This window comes from Streptococcus sp. NLN64, assembly GCF_015831295.1.
Lineage (GTDB): Bacteria > Bacillota > Bacilli > Lactobacillales > Streptococcaceae > Streptococcus.
In genome coordinates, this window is sequence record NZ_JADXDQ010000027.1 from 1 (window position 1) to 23,238 (window position 23,238).

Annotated in this window: 14 protein-coding genes; 4 read left to right on the plus strand and 10 right to left on the minus strand. The window is 44.5% G+C overall.

Annotation, left to right across the window (positions count from 1 at the left end; translation table 11 throughout):
* Positions 1-240: 240 nt before the first annotated feature.
* The 4 genes from trxA to I2503_RS05305 all read right to left on the minus strand — a co-directional run bounded on the left by trxA (position 241) and on the right by I2503_RS05305 (position 3,845).
* Entirely contained in the window at positions 241-552 is a 312-nt protein-coding gene (gene trxA, locus I2503_RS05290) for a thioredoxin (RefSeq protein ID WP_135036216.1), read from the minus strand.
* Positions 553-630: 78 nt separating this feature from the next.
* The gene (locus I2503_RS05295; RefSeq protein WP_196967279.1) at positions 631-2,967 is read right to left on the minus strand and encodes an endonuclease MutS2; all 2,337 of its coding nucleotides are present in this window, start codon (positions 2,965-2,967) and stop codon (positions 631-633) included.
* A gap of 65 nt (positions 2,968-3,032) precedes the next feature.
* Positions 3,033-3,590 (minus strand): CvpA family protein, encoded by a 558-nt coding sequence (locus I2503_RS05300; RefSeq protein WP_196092039.1) that lies wholly within the window; start codon positions 3,588-3,590, stop codon positions 3,033-3,035.
* 9 nt (positions 3,591-3,599) lie between these two features.
* Positions 3,600-3,845, minus strand: coding sequence for a hypothetical protein (locus I2503_RS05305; RefSeq protein ID WP_196092038.1), 246 nt, complete (start codon positions 3,843-3,845; stop codon positions 3,600-3,602).
* Between the two features lie 420 nt (positions 3,846-4,265).
* Here I2503_RS05305 and lepB point away from each other — a divergent pair, with 420 nt between their 5' ends.
* Positions 4,266-4,907: a signal peptidase I gene (lepB, locus tag I2503_RS05310; protein WP_196967280.1), complete on the plus strand. Its 642-nt coding sequence runs from the start codon at positions 4,266-4,268 to the stop codon at positions 4,905-4,907.
* A 100-nt stretch (positions 4,908-5,007) separates the two neighbouring features.
* Positions 5,008-7,407 carry an ATP-dependent RecD-like DNA helicase gene (locus I2503_RS05315; RefSeq protein ID WP_196967281.1) on the plus strand — a complete coding sequence of 800 codons (2,400 nt, stop codon included), beginning with the start codon at positions 5,008-5,010 and terminating at the stop codon, positions 7,405-7,407.
* An 86-nt stretch (positions 7,408-7,493) separates the two neighbouring features.
* On the opposite strand, the gene dinB is transcribed toward I2503_RS05315, so the two are convergent.
* Positions 7,494-8,624 carry a DNA polymerase IV gene (dinB, locus tag I2503_RS05320; RefSeq protein WP_196967282.1) on the minus strand — a complete coding sequence of 377 codons (1,131 nt, stop codon included), beginning with the start codon at positions 8,622-8,624 and terminating at the stop codon, positions 7,494-7,496.
* Between the two features lie 261 nt (positions 8,625-8,885).
* Between dinB and pflB the strand changes: the two genes are divergently transcribed.
* Positions 8,886-11,204 carry a formate C-acetyltransferase gene (gene pflB, locus I2503_RS05325; protein WP_196092034.1) on the plus strand — a complete coding sequence of 773 codons (2,319 nt, stop codon included), beginning with the start codon at positions 8,886-8,888 and terminating at the stop codon, positions 11,202-11,204.
* A 261-nt stretch (positions 11,205-11,465) separates the two neighbouring features.
* On the opposite strand, the gene I2503_RS05330 is transcribed toward pflB, so the two are convergent.
* The 5 genes from I2503_RS05330 to I2503_RS05350 form a co-directional block, all read right to left on the minus strand.
* Entirely contained in the window at positions 11,466-12,398 is a 933-nt protein-coding gene (locus I2503_RS05330) for a serine hydrolase domain-containing protein (protein ID WP_196967283.1), read from the minus strand.
* Positions 12,391-13,125, minus strand: a complete 735-nt coding sequence (locus I2503_RS05335; RefSeq protein WP_196967284.1) for a CppA N-terminal domain-containing protein — start codon at positions 13,123-13,125, stop codon at positions 12,391-12,393. The genes I2503_RS05330 and I2503_RS05335 overlap by 8 nt, the downstream gene beginning before the upstream one ends.
* Positions 13,126-13,222: 97 nt before the next feature.
* A complete protein-coding gene (gla, locus tag I2503_RS05340; RefSeq protein ID WP_196967285.1) occupies positions 13,223-14,068 on the minus strand; it encodes an aquaglyceroporin Gla in 846 nt (281 codons plus the stop codon).
* Positions 14,069-14,967: 899 nt separating this feature from the next.
* Positions 14,968-21,075, minus strand: a complete 6,108-nt coding sequence (locus I2503_RS05345) for a G5 domain-containing protein (protein WP_196967286.1) — start codon at positions 21,073-21,075, stop codon at positions 14,968-14,970.
* Between the two features lie 131 nt (positions 21,076-21,206).
* Positions 21,207-22,574 carry an FAD-dependent oxidoreductase gene (locus tag I2503_RS05350; RefSeq protein WP_196092029.1) on the minus strand — a complete coding sequence of 456 codons (1,368 nt, stop codon included), beginning with the start codon at positions 22,572-22,574 and terminating at the stop codon, positions 21,207-21,209.
* A gap of 150 nt (positions 22,575-22,724) precedes the next feature.
* On the opposite strand from I2503_RS05350, the gene I2503_RS05355 reads away from it, so the two are divergent.
* A complete protein-coding gene (locus I2503_RS05355) occupies positions 22,725-23,024 on the plus strand; it encodes a YbaB/EbfC family nucleoid-associated protein (RefSeq protein ID WP_196967287.1) in 300 nt (99 codons plus the stop codon).
* The last annotated feature ends 214 nt before the right edge of the window (positions 23,025-23,238 follow it).

Consider the following 23,238-nt stretch of genomic DNA (forward strand, 5'->3'; position numbering starts at 1 on the left):
TCCTCAACTTCGGATAAATTTTGACAGTCCTTTAATTTCTCGAAAATCTCTGATACAATAGTCATAGGTTCTATATCCTTTCGGGTTGATTTTGCACTTCCTAGGATATAGGACTTTTTTATTTTTTCAATCGGCTACCGAGAATTATTTTACACTAACCAGCTTTATAAATGTAACCCGATTGTAAAAAGCGCGCAAAAGGCCTGATACATTACTGACTCAGGCCTTTCCAATTCCCCATTAAAGGGAAGCAACAATTTCTTTGATTTGATCTTTGGTGTGTACTCCAGCTACTTGCTTCACAACCTCTCCGTCCTTCTTAAACATCAAGGTTGGAATAGACATAATGCCAAATTCACGCGCAGTAGCTGGATTTTCATCCACATCCATCTTCACAATCTTCAACTCAGATTCATCGACTTCACCCGCCAACTGTTCCAAGATTGGAGCCTGCATGCGGCAAGGACCACACCAAGTAGCCCAGAAATCAATTAACACAAGACCTTCTTTAGTCTCTTCTACGAAATTTGCGTCGGTCACACTTTGTACCATATCAATCGCTCCTTTTTCTTTCTTAGTATTAGTTTACACCAATTTGTAAAATAATGACAGAATTTGCTACGGCATGCCTTATTTAAAAATGGCAATAGTGGCACCAGATCCTCCAGCGTTTTGTGGCGCGTATGCAAAGGACTTGACCTGTTTATTCCGGCGAAGGTAATTTTGCACACCCTCTCGGATAACGCCAGTCCCAATTCCGTGGATAATATCGACCTGAGCCAGATTATTCAGCAAAGCTTGGTCAATAAAGGCATCCAGTTCTTCCATAGCTTCCTCATAGCGTTTCCCACGTAAGTCCAAACGAGCCTTAGCTCCTTGACTTTTAGTCCGTTTAACTGTCGACACTTTCTTAGACTTGGGTTTATCTGGGCTAGCTTCTTTTTGGACAGCCTCAAACTCATCTTCCTTTAAAGTCATTTTCATCAGACCAACCTGGGCTTCCCAACGACCATCTTTCAATTGACGAACCAAATTACCACGTTGACCATACTGGCTAACGAGAATTTCCATGCCTACCTTAGGAGCTTTTTTCTTTTTGGCCCGATTGAGCACCCTGTTTTTAGATAAATCAACGGTTGCTGGGGCAAGTTCTTTTAGTTTGGCCTTGGCTTCAATCACTTGATGGGGTTTCAACTGAGCTCCTGCCTGCAAGTTTTTCAGAATCTGATCACTCTCTTCAGTAGCTTTAGCGACAATCACCTGTGCCTCTTGGCGAGCAGCATTGAGTTCAGCTTCCTGGCCGCGTTCCAACTCAGCATAGAGCTTTTTCAAGGCCCGATTGAGCTTGTGGTTTTCCTGCTCCAACTCCCGAATCCCTTCCAGCCGTTTGCGGCTCTCTAGCGTTTGCTCTTCCAAACGTTGAATAATGCGGGAAACATCCTGGTCTTGGTCCATCTGACCTTCTGCCTGAGTCACGATGACTTCTGCCAAGCCTAAACGTCTTGCGATTTCAAAGGCATTGGACCGCCCCGGAACACCTTGCATAAAACGATAGGTGGGCCGCAAACTCACCGTATCAAATTCCATGCTGGCATTTTCAACTGCATCCGTCTCAATCCCATAAGCCTTGAGCTCTGGGTAGTGGGTGGTCGCCATGGTCTTAATGCCCCGCAAGCGGAGATCTTCTAAAATTGAGATAGCCAGTGCCGCTCCTTCCTGCGGATCCGTACCTGCTCCAAGTTCATCAAAAAGAACGAGGGAGAAAGGACCAGCCTGCTGGAGAATCTGGATAATGTTGGTCATATGGCTAGAGAAAGTTGAGAGACTTTGCTCAATGGACTGCTCATCACCGATGTCCGCAAACACTTCATCAAACAGACCAATTTGACTACCTTCAGCAGCTAAAATAGGCAGACCCGCCTGTCCCATAAGCTGAGCCAAGCCTAGGGTTTTGAGCATCAGGGTTTTCCCCCCTGTGTTAGGCCCTGTCATCACAATACTGGTCAAATCTTTGCCAAAATGCAAATCATTGGCCACCGGCTGCTCTAATAGAGGATGACGAAGCTGGAGCAAGCGGATATCATTCTGGGTAGAGATATTTGGAATATGTGCCTGACGATCTCGCATATACTGGTATTTTGCGGCCAAGAAATCAAAATGTCCCAGAAGCCAATGGTTGTTTTGAAGGGCTTGAACTTGGGGCCGAAGTAGATTAGCCAGTTCTCGCAGGATTCGACGAATCTCATAGCGCTCTTCCGCTTCTAAACTGGCAATTCCTTCATTAATCTGAATCAATTCACGGGGTTCAATGTAAACCGTGCTCCCCGTAGCCGAGATGTCTTGCACAATCCCTTGAACGCGGTTGCGAAAACTCTGTTTGACTGGTAAGACATTGCGACCGTTCCGACTGGCAAAGAGAGGATCAGCTAGGTAATCCGCTTTTTTCTTCAAGAGCTCTTGCATGGTTTGCCGAAGTTCTCGATCTGCCTGTTTCAAGCGACGACGGATTCGCATCAAGTCTTCACTAGCAAAATCCTCAATCGTACCATTGTCTGCAATAGCCTGCAGGGCCCCTTGAAATTGTGGGAAAATCTCTAGATTTTCAAAATAGACCGCCAAATTGGGAAGACGGACATCCTCTAAATCCAAGTAGAATTCCTTCAGAAGTTGACTCGCCCTTAGTAGGGTCTTAATGTCCTGGAAATCATCCAGATTTAATTCCGCTTCCAGCTGCAAACGTTTCAGTGTTGGGGTCAAATCGCCTAGATTGGTTATGGGCATGGTCTGACCTGCTCTTCCGAGCTCCTGCATATCTCCCAACTGATCAAAGGCTCGCTGGATTTCTTTAACATCGGTCATAGGTTCCAGATTGGCCAAGGTTTTCTGCCCTTCTACCGTTCGAAGATAGGGGGCAAAAGCGCTTTTGACTTCTGGAAACTCTAAACTTTCATATATTTTATTATTCATTTTTTCTCCGAAAAATCTAAAAAAGAAAGAGTCTGCGACAGGGTCGCCAAACTCTTACAAACGGTTTACATTCCTCCCAAGACACGACCTACCCAAAGGGGGCGAAGGGCTAGTTGGCTAAAGGGGGAAAGGTTCATCATAAATTGAACGAGGAAACTGGAACTAAGGCTGTCCTGGATAATGGGGAGAGGGATTGTCGCGAGGATAAAAATGAGCATTTCAATCCGATACCAGGACAGGAGAAGGGAGAGGCCACTTGAGATAAGAGAGGCTGGCAAACCGTCCCAGGTCCGTTTCCAGGGTGAAAAGACCAAAAAAGTTGCTAAGATACGGCCTACAATCCAAACCAAGATAAAGACAAGTAAAAAGCCAAGACCACTATAGAAAACGCGGTCTAAGTCAAATAAAATGGCGGACTCAAAAAAGAGGGCCTGACTCCCCCGCACCGGGTTGGCATAGGGAATCCAGAGACTGAGGACATCTGCCACCCCACTATAGGTAAAAGAAGCTACAAGGAAAGCTATTGCAAAAAGAATCGTCTGTCCCAGCTGAGAGGCTAGTCCTCGCTGAAATCCTAGATAGACATTCCAAATCAGAACCAATAAAATGACAATATCGAGCATAGTTGACCTCTATTTGTCTTCTTCCTGGTTCTGCTTGGCCCACTCCATCTCTCGATTCAACTGGACAGAGAGGGTATTAATAGCCAAAAGCAAGGCCAGGGTCTCGTCATCAGCATTCGGCATCTGAGTCTTGAGAGCCTGGTATTTCTCCTGAGCCAACCGTTCAATTTCTTCCATAAAGAGATTGTCGTATTCAGTTGTTAACGTTAGGGTTTTCTTTCCAAAAGAAAATTTATATCGATTTAAATTTGCCATAATATCACCTTTCCCTCAATTATAGCAGAAAGGCGGTAGCTTGTCATTTTCAAAGGAAGCCTCGCACGACAAACGCATGAAACAGTAATTTCCGAATTATAACACAGTTTAAATTTAGTAACTTTAGCGATTCTCCTATAGAAGATTCCAAAAAGGATTATTTTTTATTGTGAAAATCCTGAACATTGAAATACAGAAAACTCTATTTTCTCGCTAAAAATCTCTCATGCGTTTGTCGTGGAAGCTCGAGCTCCTGCTGTTGCCAATCAGAAAGTCTTCTGTTTTTTCAAATAAAAAGGACTTTGGTTCTTCTCGCGTAATATATGATAAATATGGTACAATAGGTGTTGCCTACCTAGGTACGAAGAATGGCGTCTTGTCAGATCATGGTTGACAAGGCTTACGCAAGAAAGGATGACTATGGCAAGTAGAGCTGAAAAGAACAAAAAGCAAAAAAACAGCCGATTACGGCAACTGATCGATACCCTCGTCTTTTTCCTCTTAATTGGTGGAATCCTCGTCTCCCGCCTTATTTTCTGGGAAGCGGTCCGGGTCGAAGGACACTCTATGGATCCTACTCTAGCTGAAGGTCAACATCTGATTGTTTTCAACCAGAATCAAATTGACCGCTATGATATCGTGGTTGCGACAGAGACCGATGACAATGGCAAAGAAAAGCAAATTGTGAAGCGGGTCATTGGGATGCCCGGCGATCAAATCGAATTTAAGCAGGACACCCTTTATGTAAACGGTGAGGAAGTTGAAGAAACCTATTTAGCCGATTACAAGGCTGCCTTCCAGGCTGACAAGCTTCAAAACACTTACTCCTATAGTAAGTACTTCCAATCACTGGCCCAAGCCTCTCCTGCCTTTACCGCAAACCGGGATGGCCAGACAGACTTTAGCGTAACCGTCCCAGAAGGAGAGTATTACCTCCTAGGGGATGATCGGATTGTCTCCAAAGACAGTCGCGACGTCGGCACCTTTAAAGCAGACCAAATCAAAGGTGAAGTAGTCCTACGCTTTTGGCCTTTTAACAGCTTTAAACTTCTCCACGAGTAAAACTTCCTCCTTGCTTTAGGAAGGAGATAAACATGTACTTCTAAGGAGGTTGGGACCCATAAAGTCTCAATCTCCTTATTTCATTTAGAAAGGAATTCTGATGGAACATTATTTCTCTGGTCGTGTGGAGCGAATTATTTTTGAAAACCAAAACAACTACTTTAAAATCCTTTTGGTAGATCTGGATGAAACGGATTCTGACTATTCTGCATCCGAAGTCATTATCACTGGTACCTTTGCGACTATTGTAGAGGGGAGTTCTTATCGCTTCTATGGGCAATTGGTCCAACACCCTCGCTACGGCGAGCAGGTCAATACTAGCCGATACGAACGTGAAAAACCTAGTCCTCAAGGTTTGGTCAAGTTTTTCTCTGGTCCCCAATTTAAAGGAGTTGGCCAACAAACGGCCAAGCGAATTCTAGAAATTTACTCCTCTGAAAATCCCATTGATGAAATACTCAACCATCCTGAAAAACTGGAAGGGATTAAGGGCTTATCCAAAGCCAATCGCCTCGCCCTCGTTCAAACGCTTAAAGTCAATTACGGTCTGGAACAAGCGCTGGCCAAGCTAGCAGACTTAGGGATCCCTAATCGCTTGGCGGTGGAAATCTACGACACCTACCAAGAAAGTACCCTCACCGTCATCAAAGACAACCCTTACCAAATGGTTGAAGATATACGGGGGGTCGGCTTTGTCATTGCCGACCAAGTTGCTGAACGCTTAGGAATCGAGACCAACTCGCCAGAACGCTTTCGAGCAGGAATTATCCACAGCCTTTTCCAACACAGCTTAGAATCTGGGGATACCTATCTAGAGGCAGCACCACTATTGGAAAAAACTCTGGTCCTCCTCGAAGAAGCACGGCAGGAATCCATTGATCCACAGGTTATTGCAACAGAATTAACCCACCTGCTGGAAGAAGATAAAATCCAACATGTGGATACCAAAATCTTCAGCAATAGTCTCTTCTTTGCGGAAGAAGGAATTGCCAATCACCTTCTTCGCCTGCTAGAAGCCCGGGACCAAAATACTGATAAAAAAACAGATGCAGCCACTATTCAAGAGCTGATCACGCAAATAGAGGAAGAATTGGCCATCACCTATGACCCTGTTCAGAAAGAAGCCATTCTCCAGGCCATTCAACAACCCATCTTTATTCTTAGCGGAGGACCCGGGACTGGAAAAACCACGGTTTTGAACGGTATTATTGCAGTCTACGCCAAATTACACAAGATTGACCTGAAGGCCAAAGATTTACCCATTATGCTGGCCGCACCAACAGGCCGGGCAGCCCGACGAATGAACGAACTAACCGGACTGCCCTCAGCGACCATCCACCGTCATTTAGGCATGGTGGCAGATGAAGAAGTCAGCACTCGGGATGAAGCTTTAGATACCGACTTCTTGATCGTCGATGAGTTTTCTATGGTCGACACTTGGCTGGCCCATCAGCTCTTTCAAAATCTAGCCAATCATACCAAAATCTTGTTGGTTGGCGATGCCGACCAACTTCCATCTGTCAGTCCTGGTCAAGTTTTGGCGGACTTGCAGGAAGTCGAGGCAATTCCCAAAATTCAGTTAGAAAAAATCTACCGTCAGGATGCCGAATCCACTATTGTTCACTTGGCCAATGACATCAAACACGGTCGACTTCCCCATGATTTTCAAGAAAAAAAAGCAGATCGCTCCTATTTTGAAACTGGGCCCGAACATATCCCTCAATTAATTGAGCGCATCGTTAATGCCGCCCTGCGGAGCGGGATAGCCGCAAAAGATATTCAGGTCTTAGCTCCTATGTACCGAGGACATGCTGGGATTGATGCTATCAACCAACTCATGCAAAACCTTCTCAATCCTTTAAAAAATAAACAACAAGCATTCGATGGGCCTGAAGGCCAATATCGGCTTGGGGATAAAGTGATCCACCTCGTCAACGATGCCGAAGCGAACGTCTTCAACGGAGATTTAGGCACCATTACAGAACTCATCCCTGCGGCTTATAGTGATTCCGACCAAGATGAAATCCGGATGGACTTCGATGGGAGTGAAGTCACCTACCCCCGCAAAGAATGGTACAAAATTCGACTAGCCTATGCCATGAGTATCCACAAGTCCCAGGGAAGTGAATTCCCTGTCGTCATCCTTCCCTTGACAATGGCCAATCGCCGTATGCTTCAACGCAACCTTCTCTATACAGCCATTACCCGTGCTAAAAGTAAACTCATCCTCCTCGGCCAGTCCACAGCCTACGCCTATTCTGTGGAAAACCTCGGAACCCAACGCCAGACCTATCTTTCACAAAGGTTTTCCACAATTTATCCACAAGATATCCACAGCGCTGTGGAAAACTCTACCGGAACTGTGGAAGAAGAATCCATAACTTTGGAAGCCTCAATTCTAACCAATGGGAATTGGGACCAGATTGATCCCATGATTGGCCTGACCGAAGCTGACCTGACAGAGTTCTTTCAGCCAATATTCGAACGAACTGAAACATAACAAACTGATTTTGAAATTCGTTAAGTATGAAATAGCTATCCACTCTTTTGCAACATTCAAGAAGAAACCGCTGATAACTCCACCCTTTAGAGGGCTTCATGATCGGCGGTTTCTTTTTCTTCAGGGTTGTCCAATAGGTCTTCTTCTCGCTCCTTACCTAGGTTTGTAAGGGTGATTCCAAGGAGACGGATGGCCTTGTCTTTCTCTTCGATGCTTTCATACAGGGCCAGGGCTTGTTCCAGTAAATCAGCTTCTTGAAAAACTGATCTGTCTAGGGAAACGCGCTTGGTCAAGGTTTGAAAATCTTCCCATCGAATCTTGAGTACCACTGTCTTCCCCTGCACATCTTCCCGCTCCAGATTGATTGCTAGCTGTTGCGCTAAACCTTGGAGCTCCTTACGGACATCTGCTTCCTGGCGTAGGAACTTACCGTAGGTCTTCTCCTTACCAAAAGATTTGCGAATACGATTGGGTTTGACAGGAGCGTTATGGATGCCACGAGCACGGCGATAGAGATCGTAGCCAAATCTTCCGAAGCGGTCAATGAGCTCAATTTCAGATACTTCCAAAAGATCAGCTCCCGTTTCCACACCCATTTGACGCAGGCGTTCAGCACTTTTTTTCCCAACACCGTGAAATTTTTCAATAGGTAAAGGAGCCAGAAAGTCCAGGGCCTCCCCAGGTTTGATGACCGTTAGCCCTCGTGGTTTTTGAAAGTCACTCGCTAACTTAGCCAGAAATTTATTATAGGAGATCCCTGCCGAGCAAGTTAGTTGCAGCTCCCTCCAAATATCCTCTTGAATAAGACGAGCCACCTTTACCGCAGATTGGCTGCCAATTTTATTCTCGGTTACATCTAGATAGGCCTCATCAATACTCATAGGCTCGATGAGGTCCGTGTAGCGCCGAAAAATTTCCCGGACTTCTAGTCCAATAGCCTTGTATTTGGCATAATCTCCTTGGATGAAGATTGCTTGGGGACAACGTTCATAGGCTTCCTTGGCACTCATGGCAGAGTGAATGCCAAAACGTCTAGCCTCATAATTAGCTGTCGAGACAACTCCCCTACCACCGGTTACCCGAGGATCTCGCGCAATCACGACAGGTTTTCCCCGTAACGCAGGATTATCCCTTTCCTCAACCGCTGCGAAAAAAGCGTCCATGTCAATATGAATAATTTTACGGGACTGATCATCTAATAACGGGAAAATGAGCACAGTCTTTTCACCTCCTCTACTACAATAGGACAGATATAGTACACTTTTTATTTTTTCAAAAACTGTACTATATCAGAAACCCCTTACAATTCGTATTTTCGTTGTTGAAAACGATTACTTTGTGTTATAATCAAAGTGTAATTATAACAGTTCTCATAAAAAAATCAATCTAGACTCTGACGGTTCACTAGGCAAGAGAGATTCCATAGATTGCTTTTTTTGGAGAGTGTCTATGACTAGAAAGATGATGAGGTATACCATATGGTCGTTAAAACAACTGTAGAAACTCAAGACATTTTTGACAAAGCCTGGGAAGGCTTTAAAGGGACTGACTGGAAAGAAAAGGTCAGCGTGTCTCGCTTCGTACAGGCAAACTACACTCCATACGATGGCGATGAGAGTTTCTTAGCAGGTCCAACCGAGCGTTCCCTTCACATCAAGAAGATTATTGAAGAGACTAAGGCTGGCTACGAAGCAACTCGTTTCCCAATGGACACAGACCGTGTTGCTTCTATCGCAGACATCCCTGCTGGCTACATTGACAAGGACAATGAGCTTATCTTTGGTCTGCAAAACTCTGAATTGTTCCGCCTAAGCTTCATGCCTAAGGGAGGAATCCGTATGGCGGAAACTACCCTTCGTGAAAATGGCTATGAGCCAGACCCACACTTGCATGAAATCTTCACCAAGTATGCGACTACCGTTAACGATGGTATCTTCCGTGCCTATACCACAAATATTCGTCGAGCTCGTCACGCCCATACCGTAACTGGTTTGCCAGATGCTTACTCTCGTGGACGGATTATCGGGGTTTATGCCCGTCTAGCACTTTATGGTGCAGATTTCCTCATGGCTGAGAAAGTCGATGACTGGAACGCCTTGACAGAAATCGACGAAGACACTATCCGTCTTCGTGAAGAAGTCAATCTTCAGTACCAGGCCCTTAAAGACGTTGTTGCTCTTGGTGATCTGTATGGTGTAGATGTTCGTCGCCCAGCCATGGACACCAAAGAAGCTATCCAATGGACTAACATTGCCTTCATGGCAGCAGCTCGTGTCATTAACGGTGCCGCTACTTCCCTTGGACGTGTTCCGATTGTTTTGGATATTTATGCAGAACGGGACTTGGCGCGTGGTACTTACACTGAATCAGAAATCCAAGAATTCGTGGATGACTTTGTTTTGAAACTCCGTACCGTTAAATTTGCTCGTACCAAAGCTTACGATCAACTGTACTCTGGAGACCCAACCTTCATCACTACCTCTATGGCTGGTATGGGGGCAGATGGACGCCATCGTGTAACCAAAATGGACTACCGTTTCTTGAACACTTTGGATAACATCGGTAACTCACCAGAACCAAACTTGACCGTTCTTTGGACAGACCAATTACCATATGCTTTCCGCCGCTACTGTATGGATATGAGTCATAAACACTCATCTATCCAGTACGAAGGGGTTACCACTATGGCGAAAGAAGGTTACGGCGAAATGAGCTGTATCTCATGTTGTGTGTCTCCTTTGGATCCTGAAAACGAAAACCAAAGCCACAACATCCAATACTTCGGTGCCCGGGTTAATGTCTTGAAAGCTCTCCTCACTGGTCTAAACGGTGGATTTGATGATGTTCACAAAGACTACAAGGTCTTCGACATCGAACCTATCCGTGATGAGATTCTTGACTTTGACAAGGTTAAAGCAAACTTCGAAGAGTCTCTTGACTGGCTCACAGATACTTATGTGGATGCTCTTAATATTATCCACTACATGACTGATAAATACAACTACGAAGCAGCCCAAATGGCCTTCCTCCCAACCCATCAAGGGGCAAACATGGGATTCGGTATCTGTGGCTTTGCCAATACAGTTGACTCTCTATCTGCGATTAAGTATGCAACTGTTAAACCAATTCGTGACGAAGATGGCTATATCTACGACTACGAAACAATTGGGGACTACCCACGTTACGGGGAAGATGATGACCGTGTAGATGCTATCGCAGAATGGCTCTTGGAAGCCTTCCACAGCCGTCTTGCAAGCCACAAACTTTACAAGAACGCGGAAGCAACCGTATCCTTGTTGACCATCACTTCTAACGTTGCTTACTCTAAACAAACTGGTCACTCCCCAGTTCACCGCGGAGTTTTCCTCAACGAAGATGGTACCGTCAATACAAGTGAACTTGAGTTCTTCTCACCAGGTGCCAACCCATCGCCTAAATCTAAAGGTGGCTGGCTCCAAAACTTGAACTCCTTGGCGAAACTTGATTTTGCACACGCAAATGACGGAATTTCCCTCACAACTCAGGTATCTCCACGTGCCCTTGGTAAAACCCGTGATGAGCAAGTAGACAACTTGGTAACCATCCTTGATGCCTACTTCGAAAACGGTGGCCAACACGTTAACTTGAACGTTATGGACCTTTCAGATGTCTATGACAAGATCATGTCTGGTGAAGATGTCATCGTCCGGATTTCAGGTTACTGTGTCAACACCAAGTACCTCACTCCTGAACAAAAAACTGAATTGACACAACGTGTCTTCCACGAAGTTCTTTCAATGGACGACGCCTTGGCTTAATCAATCCCCCTTTCCAGGCTGGTTAACCAGCCTGGTTTTTTATTCTCTTCATTTCATACTCATTGGATTTCAAACTGATACTCGAAATAGTTCGAAATCTGAAATAAATTTTAATCCAGGAATTGGATTAAAATTTATAGGTAATGAAGCAAGCATCGCTTGCAATCAATCCGCTGAAGATCCTTCTCCCCCTCTGTGGAGGATTTTAAAAAAAGATGAAACTGACAAAAAAGCGACCACCGGCCGCTTACTTCGTCTAGTTTAACCTGTTCTTTGTCGAATCAAGTCCATGAGTTCATTCCGATCTTGGATCCACTGGGCCCTCTCATCTTTCCAGTAGGTTCGGTTGGATAGAAAAATAGCTGCTTCTTTTGTCTTACGATTGAGGAGTAAGAAAGTGCCAGTATAGCCTGTGTGGTCTAACCAGTCACCTTCTCTGCGCCAAGCCATACTTCGAGGGTTAGCCGAGTCGGAACCATGAATGCTATCTAGATAGGAACTTTCATCGTCTAGTTGACTGAGTACATAGGTTTCTAAATCTTCTAGATTGGAAAAGAGTCCAGCACTACCTGTGTGGGGGCCCAGTACTTGGGCCTTTGGATCATGAACTTGACCAGTGTGATTCCCTTTGAGAGTGGGGACAGCACCTGGCCAAGGCCCGTAACCGGTGGAAAGCAATTGGAGGGGATTTAAAACCTGCTCCACAACTAGCTCCTCCAAGCTTTTACCATAAAGAGCTTCCAAAAAGAACCCCAAAAGAATATAGTTCACATCGGAATAAAGGTAATTGGCTTCAGGTCGTAGCTGCAAATGGAGCATGGCTTGGCGCAATTCCTCTCTGTTGAGGTTGTCGCGATTGGGAATAAAGGGATCTAGTCCCGAGGTGTGGGTCAGGAGATCGACCACTCGTAAATGTGGATGGTCAAACTGGGGAAGACGACTCTGGATAGATTCCTCTAAACTCAGTGCTCCGGATTTCACTCCCTGTAAAATGAGACTTCCTGTTACCACAACCTTGCTGACACTGGCTAGATCATAGACCAAACCGGGTTGGCTTGGCAAATTCTGATCCGGGTCAGCCCAGCCAAAGTAGTATTCTTGCCAGTTCCCATCTCGATAAAGGGCTAGACTTGCACCAGGATAAACTTCTTGGGCGAGGTGCTCTTGAATCTTTGCGACTAAGGCTTTAACCATGGGACTCCATCCATAATTCTATTTGATTAGCAGGGTCTTGGGTCAAGAAAAAATTCTCTCGCTTGGGTACAAAAAACTCCTGATCTGAGAAAATCTGCTTCAGGGCATCTAAATTCCAATCCGCTTGCGAGAGACGGAACTGATACAAATCCCAAGTCTGACCTGCAGCAGCTGTCAAATACTCACTCTCAGCCTCAGTAAAGACCAGAGTAGTAGGCCAACTGAGACGTTGGTAGAAGACCTCAGACTTCTCTTTGTTCAAAACATTCAGGCGCAATTCTTCCAACTCCACGTGATCCAATTTTGTTGGTCCCACTTGAAATGATTCAGGATAGTCTGACTGCTCGACGACCTTCAAGTCTGCAAGGGAAGCCTCTGCATGCACCAAAATGCGATCCCCTTCCGGAGAAGTCGCCAAATAAGCCCAGCCTTTTGATCCTTGATACAGTTCATCGAATTTCAAACCACGAGCCAAACCTGCTTCCACGGCCTTGGGATCCTGCACGCGGAAAACTAATAAATCCAATTTCTTCTTCCCTCTAGGTTGCAGAGCTCTATTAGAAGGAAGCTCTTCCATCTCCAAACAGACTCTTTTCTGCGCATCTCCCAAAGAAGCCAAACCTGCATCTTCCAGCAAGACGGTAAAACCAATTTTCTCAACATAAAATTCTAAATTTAAGCGACGATTATTTGTTTTTAGTACGGGTACTAACCTATCTTTACTCATCATTTCCTCCACCATAACTCTTGTTATTGTAAAAAAAAAATAAAAAAAAGACAAGTAATTATATAAGAAAAAGCCTGATAAACAGGCTTTTCACAAATTAACGGTAAATCATTTGGAAGATGGCAACGGCAAGAATTGAAGCCAAGATAGGGGCTACAACTGGCACCCAGGCATACCACCATTTAGAATCTCCTTTGGCTTCACCAAGCACGCTGTTTGGCAAGAGGAAGTGAAGGAGACGAGGACCCAAGTCACGAGCTGGGTTAAGAGCAGGACCAGTAGGACCACCAAGGCCAGCAACCAAGGCCATAACAAGGAAACCAATGGCAATATGGGCTACTGCCAAGCTACCAGCTGTGTAAGGTGCAGCTGCTGTTTCCGCCATTGTTTGGTCAAAACCATTGTCAACCAAACGACCGACCAACTCAGCTCCAAAGAAATTACGCGTCAAGGCCATAGCTCCAAAGAAGAGCACGAAGGAACCGATAAACTCGTTCACAAAACCGTTAAAGATAGAAGCTGAACGAGATTCTTTGCTACCATTATCCAAGGCTGAGATGGTTGAGAAGGAACCTAGTACAGCATTTGGATTCGTTGTTTTCTTGAAGTAAGGGTTGTAAGCGGCAACCACCAGCAATTGTCCGAACATAGCTCCAAGTAATTGTGCCAAAATATAAGGTGCAACGTGTACCCACGGGAATAAACCGCTGACTGCAAGTCCAAGTGTGAAGGCAGGATTGATATGGTTTCCAGAAACATTACCAAACATCATAGCTGGCATCATAACACCTAAACCATATCCCAAAGCAATCACAACCCAACCAGAGTTATTTCCCTTGGTTCCTTTCAAATCTACGTTTGCAACGGCACCATTTCCCAAGACAAGTAGGAAGGCTGTCGCAATAAACTCAGTAAGGTACTTAACACCCCAAGTTACATCCATTGTACTGTATCTCCTTTTTCATTTTTTCATACTTGATGATTATAACAAGACTAATCCCAAATGTAAAGCTATTCTGAAAGAAGGGAAATATGAAAGAGGTTGGAACAAAAGTCTCAACCTTCCTACTTTAGTTAGGGGATTCACTTTAACGCAGTGGTTGATTCGGTTAAACAGCTAAAAGGCTGTTTGAGGTAGCAGATAGGAGAGCGAAGCAAATAACAATTGTTCGCTTTTATTGAGAGAACCTTTCCTGTTCTCTTGTCCAGAAACTCAAAGAGTCAATTCCTGACTCTTTGACCTCCGAAAGTAACCGAATCAACATTGACTTGAACTTCGTTCATTTCATCTTCAAGCTCTAAAGACATTCAACATGCCTTTAGAGCGGGGGTGGGTACTAACAGTCTGGGAAGAGACTGTTAGTACTTGAGCCCTAAATATGGAAAGCGAAAACAGTCTGGGAAGAGACTGTTTGAACCCGAGCCTAACAATAAAAGAGCGAGGTCGGTTTGGGGAGAAACCGTTTCAGCTTATACTCATTACATTTCAAAATCTGAATGTGTGAATCCTCTTCGCCGAACCCTAGTTCTGCCTTCATCGGATTGCCTGTTCAGATTTCGAACTGTTTCGAGTATTACAACTTGAAACAAAGACTTGTAACGAATGATTTTATAGTCTTTTAGTTTGCTTTTAGTACAAGGCAGCGAGTCGCAGACAGTACTGAAGTACGGCAAGACGAGCTAACACAGTAATAAAAGATAAACTAAAAGAGTATATTTGTGAAAATCGTTCTGTCTCACTCTCTCTTTTCGTTTCAGTCTCAAGCCAGTCATTCTCGAAAACCCTAACAACAAAAGGCCGCAACATCCTGTTACGACCTTTTGATTCTATTTCAGAAAACCTTAGTCTTCTTCCCGTTTTTTAGCGGCTAAACCTAAGCCTGCAAGACCGGCAAGACCACCTGCCACAAGAAGGGCAGCAGAGTCTGCTGTACCCGTGTTTGGAAGAACTTTTGCTTCAGGAGCTGGGGTTGAGACTTCAACTTCAGCTGGTGGGCAAACTTCTTCTACTTTGGTTCCTTTACGAACAATACGTTTTACAGGTGCAAGAGTTTCAACACTCTCATGAGCTGTTACTTCACCTGTTTCAGGGTTGAGGCTGTAAGTAATACGGGTAATCCGTTTACCAGCTTGACCTTCAACTTCAACACAGATTTGACCCAGTGGAAGATTTGGATCTTCGATCACTTCTTCTTCAAACGGAAGCTCTTCCACTCTCTCAACTGGCTTAAGACCAACACGAATAATTTGATCAAAGGCTTCCTTAAGGACGCTACCATTTGGATGGCGAAGTCCCTCTTGGCCTTCTTGATCAACCACTCGCTGGCCAGCCGTCAAGGTCACATCCCCCTTATAGATAACCTTAAAGGCAATTGGACTCGTTTGTCCTACTCCTCGTTTCACAAGGCGATTCACAGCTTCTTGACGCTCCACAATCGGTTCTTGCGCTGTCACTTGACCAGTTTGAATGTCTAGAACATAGTTAGTGGTACGTGTTTCTTTACCAATTTGCCCCTCAACCAGCACGACTTCCTTGTCTGTCGGCAACATCATCGGATCATCTTGATAAACAGTCGCAAAGCCTAGCTCTGTCTCAACCACAAGTGGTTTCACACCCACTCGAACGACACGTGCAACTGGGTTGCTGGTGCGCTCAACGACTTCTGGTTGGGCTGTCACTTGACCGGTTTCAACATTCAAGACATAAGTTGTCGTATAGGTGTCCAAGCCTTTTTGACCTTCTTGATCTACAACTTGTTGACCGGCTGTCATTTCTTTATCTTCTTTATAAACAGTTGAAAACTCAAGATCAACAGTTCGCATCGTTGAGTTGGTTCCCACTTCAATGACTTCCGTAACAGGCTGAGTGGTAAGAGCTTCGGTCTCAGGTTGAGCTGTTACCTGGCCATTCGCTGCATTCAAGACATAAGTGACGGTAAAGGTCTTCTGACCGGTTTGGCCTTCAACCAAAGTTCGACGGCTATTGGCTGCCATTTCTTTGGCTTCTAGATAACGAGTCGCAAAGGCAACTGTCTCTGTCCGCTGACTTGGACGAGTTCCGACAGCTACAACTTGAGCTACGACTTCCTTGGTAATGCTGCCATTTGGATGACGAATTCCAGTTTGACCTTGAATACGCACATCTTTTTCACCAGCAGCAAGCGTTGCATCGGCAACATAGTGTGTTGCAAATGGAAGTTCTGTATTTTGACCAGCACCACGCTTGATGATCTGATCAACAGCTGCCGTTTCGACAAGGATTGGTGTCAAGGCTGTTACTTGGCCAGTCGCTTGATCTAAGCTGTAATTGGTTGTGCGAATGCGTTGACCGGTTTGACCCGCTTGAACTACAACTTCTGGATCACTTACCAACATGTTTGAATCTTCTTGATAGCGAGTTTGGTAAGACAATTCTTCTGTAACAACAACTGGCTTAATACCAACCTGAGTCATGGCTGGTACCATTTCACGACTAACGCTGCCATTTGGATGACGAAGACCATTTTGACCTGCAACCAAGACTTGTTGTTGTCCAGCTACCAGCTCTGTAGTCGCCAGGTAAACGGTGGTAAATGGAATCTCCGTTTCTTGACCAACTCCACGTTTGAGAATCCGATCAACTGCCGCTGTTTCTTGAACAACTGGAGCCTGTGGACTGACAAGACCCGTCTTCTCATCCATGACATAATGGGTGGTTGTCACACGTTGTCCAGCTTGACCAGCCTGGACCAAGACTTCTGGATCACTAGCTTTCATACTAGTATCATCTTGGTAGATTGTTTGGAACGGAAGGTTTTCCATCATTACAAGAGGTTTCACACCAACTTGTACAAGCTCTGCGACTGCTTCTTTGGTGATGCTGCCATTTGGATGACGTAGACCATTTTGACCAGCAATAACCACAACTTTCTGACCTGCTTCAAGAGTGTTGGTTGCTAAGTAAACAGTGGTAAATGGAATTTCAGTTTCCTGACCGACACCACGTTTGATAATCCGATCAACTGCCGCTGTCTCTTGAACAACTGGAGCCTGTGGACTAACGAGACCTGTCTTTTCGTCCATGACATAAGTAGTGGTCGTTACACGTTGGCCAGCTTGACCAGCTTGTACTAAGACCTCTGGATCAGTTGCCTTCATTGAAGCATCGTCTTGATAAACTGTCTGGAAGGCTAGGCTTTCAATCACCATTACTGGTTTCACACCAACTTGAACGATTTGAGCAACCGCTTCTTTGATAATGCTACCATTGGGATGACGAATTCCTTCTACACCTGGGGTTAGGACTTGTTGCACACCTGCATCCAAGGCTGTTGTTGCAATGTAGACCGTATCAAATGGAAGACTTGTATCTTGCCCAACACCTCGTTTAATAACACGGTTTATTGGTGCTACCAATACTTCAGTTGGCGCATTCGCAGTCACTTGACCCGTTTGACTATCCAAACTATAAGTCGTTGTCATCGTCTTCAACCCATCTTGACCTTCAACAACTACTACTTCGGGATCGCTCGTTTTCATCGTAGCATCGTCTTGATAGACTGTCTCAAAAATCAAAACTGTTTCTTCAATCAAGGGCTTGACCCCGACTTGAATCACTTGGTTGACTGCAGCTTGAGTAACACTGCCGTTTGGATGACGAGTTCCCTCAACGCCTGGAGTTAGCACCTGTTGCTCACCAGCAGCAAGTTCCATACTTGCAAGATAAAGCGTTTCAAACGGGATTTTACTATTCTGACCAACACCTCGACGGATGACACGATTCACTGCTGCTATCAGCTCTTCAGTTGGGCTATTTGGTGTCACCTCACCAGTAGTCTCGTTCAAAGTATAGGTTGTCGTAATCGTTTTTTGCCCGTTTTGACCTTCTATCACCACAACTTCAGGATCATCTGCCTTCATCGCTGAATCGTCGATGTATTCCGTTTGAAAAGCCATCTCTAAAACTTCAATCTTAGGCATTGTACCGATAGTGTAGACACGATCAATGACACGACGCACAAGCTCTGTTGTTGGTTCACCCGCTGTTACAACACCTGTACTTGGATCAAGAATATAGGCTGTGGTAGTTCTTTCAAGCCCTTTCACACCTGCATTGTAAACAGATTCCCAACCAAGTGGACGTTCATCACTAGCACGGTAAGAAACGTTATAATCCAACGTCCTCTCCTCTACTTTTGGCTTCGTTCCCACTTGGATTCTTTGAGTCACTGGTTCTTGTGAAATTGCCCCGTTTGGTTGACGAACTCCTTCAACTCCCTCAACTTCAACGACTTGTCGACCAGCATCCAGTTGTTCATTCGCTACATAAACTGTATCAAATGGAATCTTTGTCTCCTGACCAACTCCTCGACGAATCACACGATTCACTGCTGCCACAAGCTCCTCAGTAGGTTCATTTGCTGTCACTTCGCCGGTTTGGGGATTCAAGCTATAAGTCGTGGTTACAGTCTTCCGACCATCTTGTCCTTCCGTCACAACAACTTCAGGATCATCTGCCTTCATATTCGGATCTTCTTGGTAGATTGTTTCAAATGCAAGGGGACTTACTTCAATCTTGGCTTTGGTCCCAACTTCAACAATCTTAGTTACAGCAGGCCTTATGTCAGTTTTTACAGCAGCAGAGACCTCCTGTTCTTTACGGTCAACCAACTGATTGTCTGCTGTTACTATGGTTGTAATCGTCCGAGTTCTAGTTGCTGTCCCTTCAAAAGTATAGGTGATTTGGATAGGAGAGTCACTTTCCGGCTGGTAGCGACTCGCAACTTTTCCAGATTGAACAGGGAGTTTCTGGGACTGGCCATTCACCGTCAAAGTCGCATCTGTAATTCGTAATTCACCTGAATCATCTCCAATCTGAATATCAAGTGGTTTATAGATCACCTTAGTAATCGGCTTTGTCTTTGTCTCAACAGCTAACAAGCCTGCCTCATCATCATAGGTTACCGGGAATCCAGCGTTCTCAAATGCCGCTTCTGATTGTCGATAGCGTTTTTCGGTCCAAACATCACGACTAAGTGAACGGATTGAAATAATACGGCTTCCAACCCGATTCATCAATGCTTTAAGAGATGGATTGTTATTGAGAACTTGATCATCTAGTGTAAACGGATCTGTTTCAAAACGGAGTTCCGCCCCTTCAATTTCTTCGTTCGTTAGGCCATATCTATCAGGAATTTGATCTGCTGTAATATCCCCAACAGATTCTAACGGCCTAATGGTTTCATCTTGGCCCTTCACAGAAAAACTAGCTAGAGGTGTTTCGAAGATTTCTGGCAAACGGCCTGCTCGGATTAAAAGAAGTTTATCACCATTTTGTAGGTTGTTCCAAAGCGGGGCAAGACTTTCCACTCCGTTATAAAGGTAAAGACCCTCAATATCCTCTACAAGGACCATAATGACCTGCGGAATTCGCTGAATTTCTGTGCTAATATCGGACTTACTCGTTAAGGTAGCTTGACCAGAACCAGTGACAGGTTCTAGAACAATCCGCTCTTCTCCATTCTGCCCCTCCTGGATAACTCTTTGAGTACCAGCTACTAAATCCTGATTTGCCCGGTACTCTGTCGCATAGGGAGTTTCAGTTCCTTCCCGATTTGTTCCCCGTCTAATCTGCCTAGTGATCGCCGCTTCAACTGTCTCTGTTGGTGGATTTTCTCGAACCTCTCCCGTTGTACTATCGAGGGTGTAGGTTGTGATTACCGTTTTTTGACCATTACGTCCTTCCGTCAAAACGACTTCAGGATCGGTCACCTTCATATCTGGATCGTCTTGATAAACGGTTTCAAATGGAAGAACAAGTGTCTCAACTTTGGATTTTGTCCCTACCTTAACAATTTTCGAAACTGGTTCCGCGATAACGGTTTCCGTTCGAGAGGGAACGAATTGGCCTTGTTCATTCTTTGAATAAGTGGTCACTACATTTTTTTGACCATCTTTTCCGTCTTGTATCACTTCAGTGGCTTTTGCTTCGAACTGATCATCAGCCTGATAGACCGTTGTAAACGGAATTGAAACCAGTTCAGTCGAATCTTTTGGGCCCTCAATTTCCTGTACCGTCTCATGGTATCGTGCAGTCTCAAACTTAGGTGTCGCCCACATAATATTGCGGTTATTAGGGGCTTTTAGTGGTGTATCTCGAGCATTTACAACGACTTTTGCATTTGGACGCACATCCGTTGCGATTCGGATTGTAGCATTTGAGAAATCAATGTCTTTACGATCTACATAGGTCAAAAATTCAAGACGGTTCGTTTGACCAATCTTAGCCTTCACCGAGGATGAGAAAAAGGATCCATTCCCTATGGATTCTAAACTTTGACCATTAAATTTAACGGAGGATGGGATAATGTCGATGTTTCCGGATGAAGTAAAATTCACTCCTACCGGAACATCCGTTGGGCGACCATTAACCCGATTCGGAATATAGTCTAACTCCCACCGGACTGTCTCGCGCTCATTGGTATGCTGATCCAGTAACATATAACCCTTCAGGTTATTAGCTTGAGCCCCTTGATCTCTTGCATCATTGGTTGAAATTTGCAAACTCTGTGACTGGCTATAAATTTGAACCTCTTTCGTCTCATTATTCCGCAAAGAAGTACTACGGAATGGCGTATTGGCTGTTGCAACAACATTATCAGACGTATTCAACTCAGCAGACCTGCCAGAGCTTACCTCTGTAGGTACAGCATCTAACACAGCCGCCTCTTCCTCCACTGCCTCTATAACAGCTTCACCACCGTAAGTGGCTGAGGATTCCGCGATCGATTCCTGCCCATGATCTTGACCAGTAGCTTCTTGGCTTTCTGCCCCAGCCCCTTCGACTTCATCAGCCGAAACAGGGCTCGCAGTCGATAAACCTCCTGCAAATACCGTTGCCAATAAGACAGAAGCAACTCCTAATTTATACTTCCGAATGGAAAAGCGCTGCTTGACCTCTCGTCTATCCATAGTAATCTCCTTTATATCATAACATACTCTTGAATTTTACCATTTTAAATAACGATTTGTCAATTATTTGTACAAAGTAATTTTAAATGACAAAAAATAACCAGCTAGGGGACTCCCTAACTGGTGCAACTTTAAAAACGGCTATACCCCAAAGCATCTTGTGCAGCAAGGTTTAGCAAACTCCATTGACGATCAAAACCTGGTTGGAAGAAGAAATCGGCTTCTGCCAAATCTTCTAAAGTCATCTTCTGTGAGATAGCCAAGGAAAGGACATTTCCTTGTGCCGTTACATCTTGAGTTGACAAAACAGAACCTCCAAGTAACTGGTGGGTCTGTGGATGGAAGGTCAGGCTGACAAATACTTCTGGATTATCACTCTCAGGGATATAAGCCGGGCGAACACGATCCGCATAAAAACTGGTTTCAAAGGCCAACCCTAAACGACCTGCAGTATACTGATTCAAACCAGAAGTCGCAAATTTATAACCAAAGATACCTAAGGCTGAAGAACCTACAACCCCTTTATAGGCACGCGCTGGTTTCTGATCAAACAAAGTATTTGCCAAGTAAAAAGCAGAACGACGCGTCGTTGTCGCCAATGCAATTGGCAGGGATTGATTTGCAGGAATCGATGGCTGCAAGGTAGCATCCCCAACAGCGTAGACATCAGCTACATTGGTCCGCAAGTAAGCGTCTGTCTTAATGTAACCACGCTCATCCAGGTCAAGGGTCCCTTTTAACCAAGCAGTATTCGGATATACACCTACAGCCACAATCACTAAATCAGCAGCAATTTCACCCTTATCGGTCTTCACTGCCTCTACCTTAGTCTCACCCAAAAAGGCTTGGACACTAGCTCCCATATGGAGGTTAACCCCCGCATCAACAAAAGCTTGTTCTAAGATTTCTGTTGACTCTGCATTGAGATAGTTCCCCAAAGGACGCTCTAGCATATCAATCAAGGTTACAGACTTCCCAGCTTTAGTAAAGACTTGTGTAGCCTCAACTCCAATGTAACCAGAACCAATAACCACGACATTCTTAATTTGATCATCATTCTGAGCCGCATTTATTTTGCTAGCCCAATCATAACCATGCATTAAATAGACATTTTCCAAATCTTTGCCCGGAAGATTGAGTTCAATAGACTCTACCCCAACACTTAGGATCAATTTGTCATAGGCAACTGTCTCTTCAACCCCTGCTACAAGGTTCGTCACTGTGATGGTTTTTGCATCTGGTTGAATAGCTGTCACTTGATGGTTATTTACAACGCGGCCTCCACGAGCCGTTAACTCTTCAGGCGAAAAGTTTCTTACAAAATCCTGACCTAGCGTTTTTCCTTCTAAGAACAACTCCATCCCACAAGACATGAAAGAGACAAAATCTCCTGCCTCATAAATCGTAACATCAACATCTTTGTACTTATCCAAAATACGGATAGCCGACTCATGCCCTCCATGAGAGGCCCCAACAATAATAACTTTTTTCTTTGACATCATTTCTTCCTTTCTTGAGTTACCTCTATCCTATCTAAATGTTCAAACAATCACAAACATTTAGCTTGGAAATTTACTCTTCTTTACTTTTTCATCCGAAAACATGATAAAATAAGAGAGTTGTAATAAAAAAGAAAAGAGATGATCCTTATGATGAATATGCAAAATATTATGAAACAGGCTCAGAAAATGCAGAAGGATATGGAGAAAAAGCAAGCTGAATTAGCTGCAAAAGACTTCACCGGTTCCTCTGCCCAAGACCTAGTGACTGCTACTCTTTCCGGCGACCGCAAAGTAAAAGCCATTCGCTTCAACCCTGCTATTGTAGACCCTGATGATATGGAAACCTTGGCAGACATGACCGTGCAAGCCGTAAACAAGGCTCTTGAACAGATCGACCAAGAAACCAAAAAAACAATGGGGGCTTTAGCCGGAAAATTACCATTCTAACTCCTTCAGAATCAGGCGTTTAGCTTGATTCTTTTTTAGTAGACTTCCTGCGGAACTAATGTATTTGATCCAATTCCTCAGCAGGAAATATAGTCTTTTATTTGAAAATAACACAGTAAAAAAGCGCAAAAAAACACTATCTGTGTTATACTTAAGGTGAACATATTTAAAAATGTCTTAAGGATGTTGCCGCATCCCTAATGCTTTTACTGCT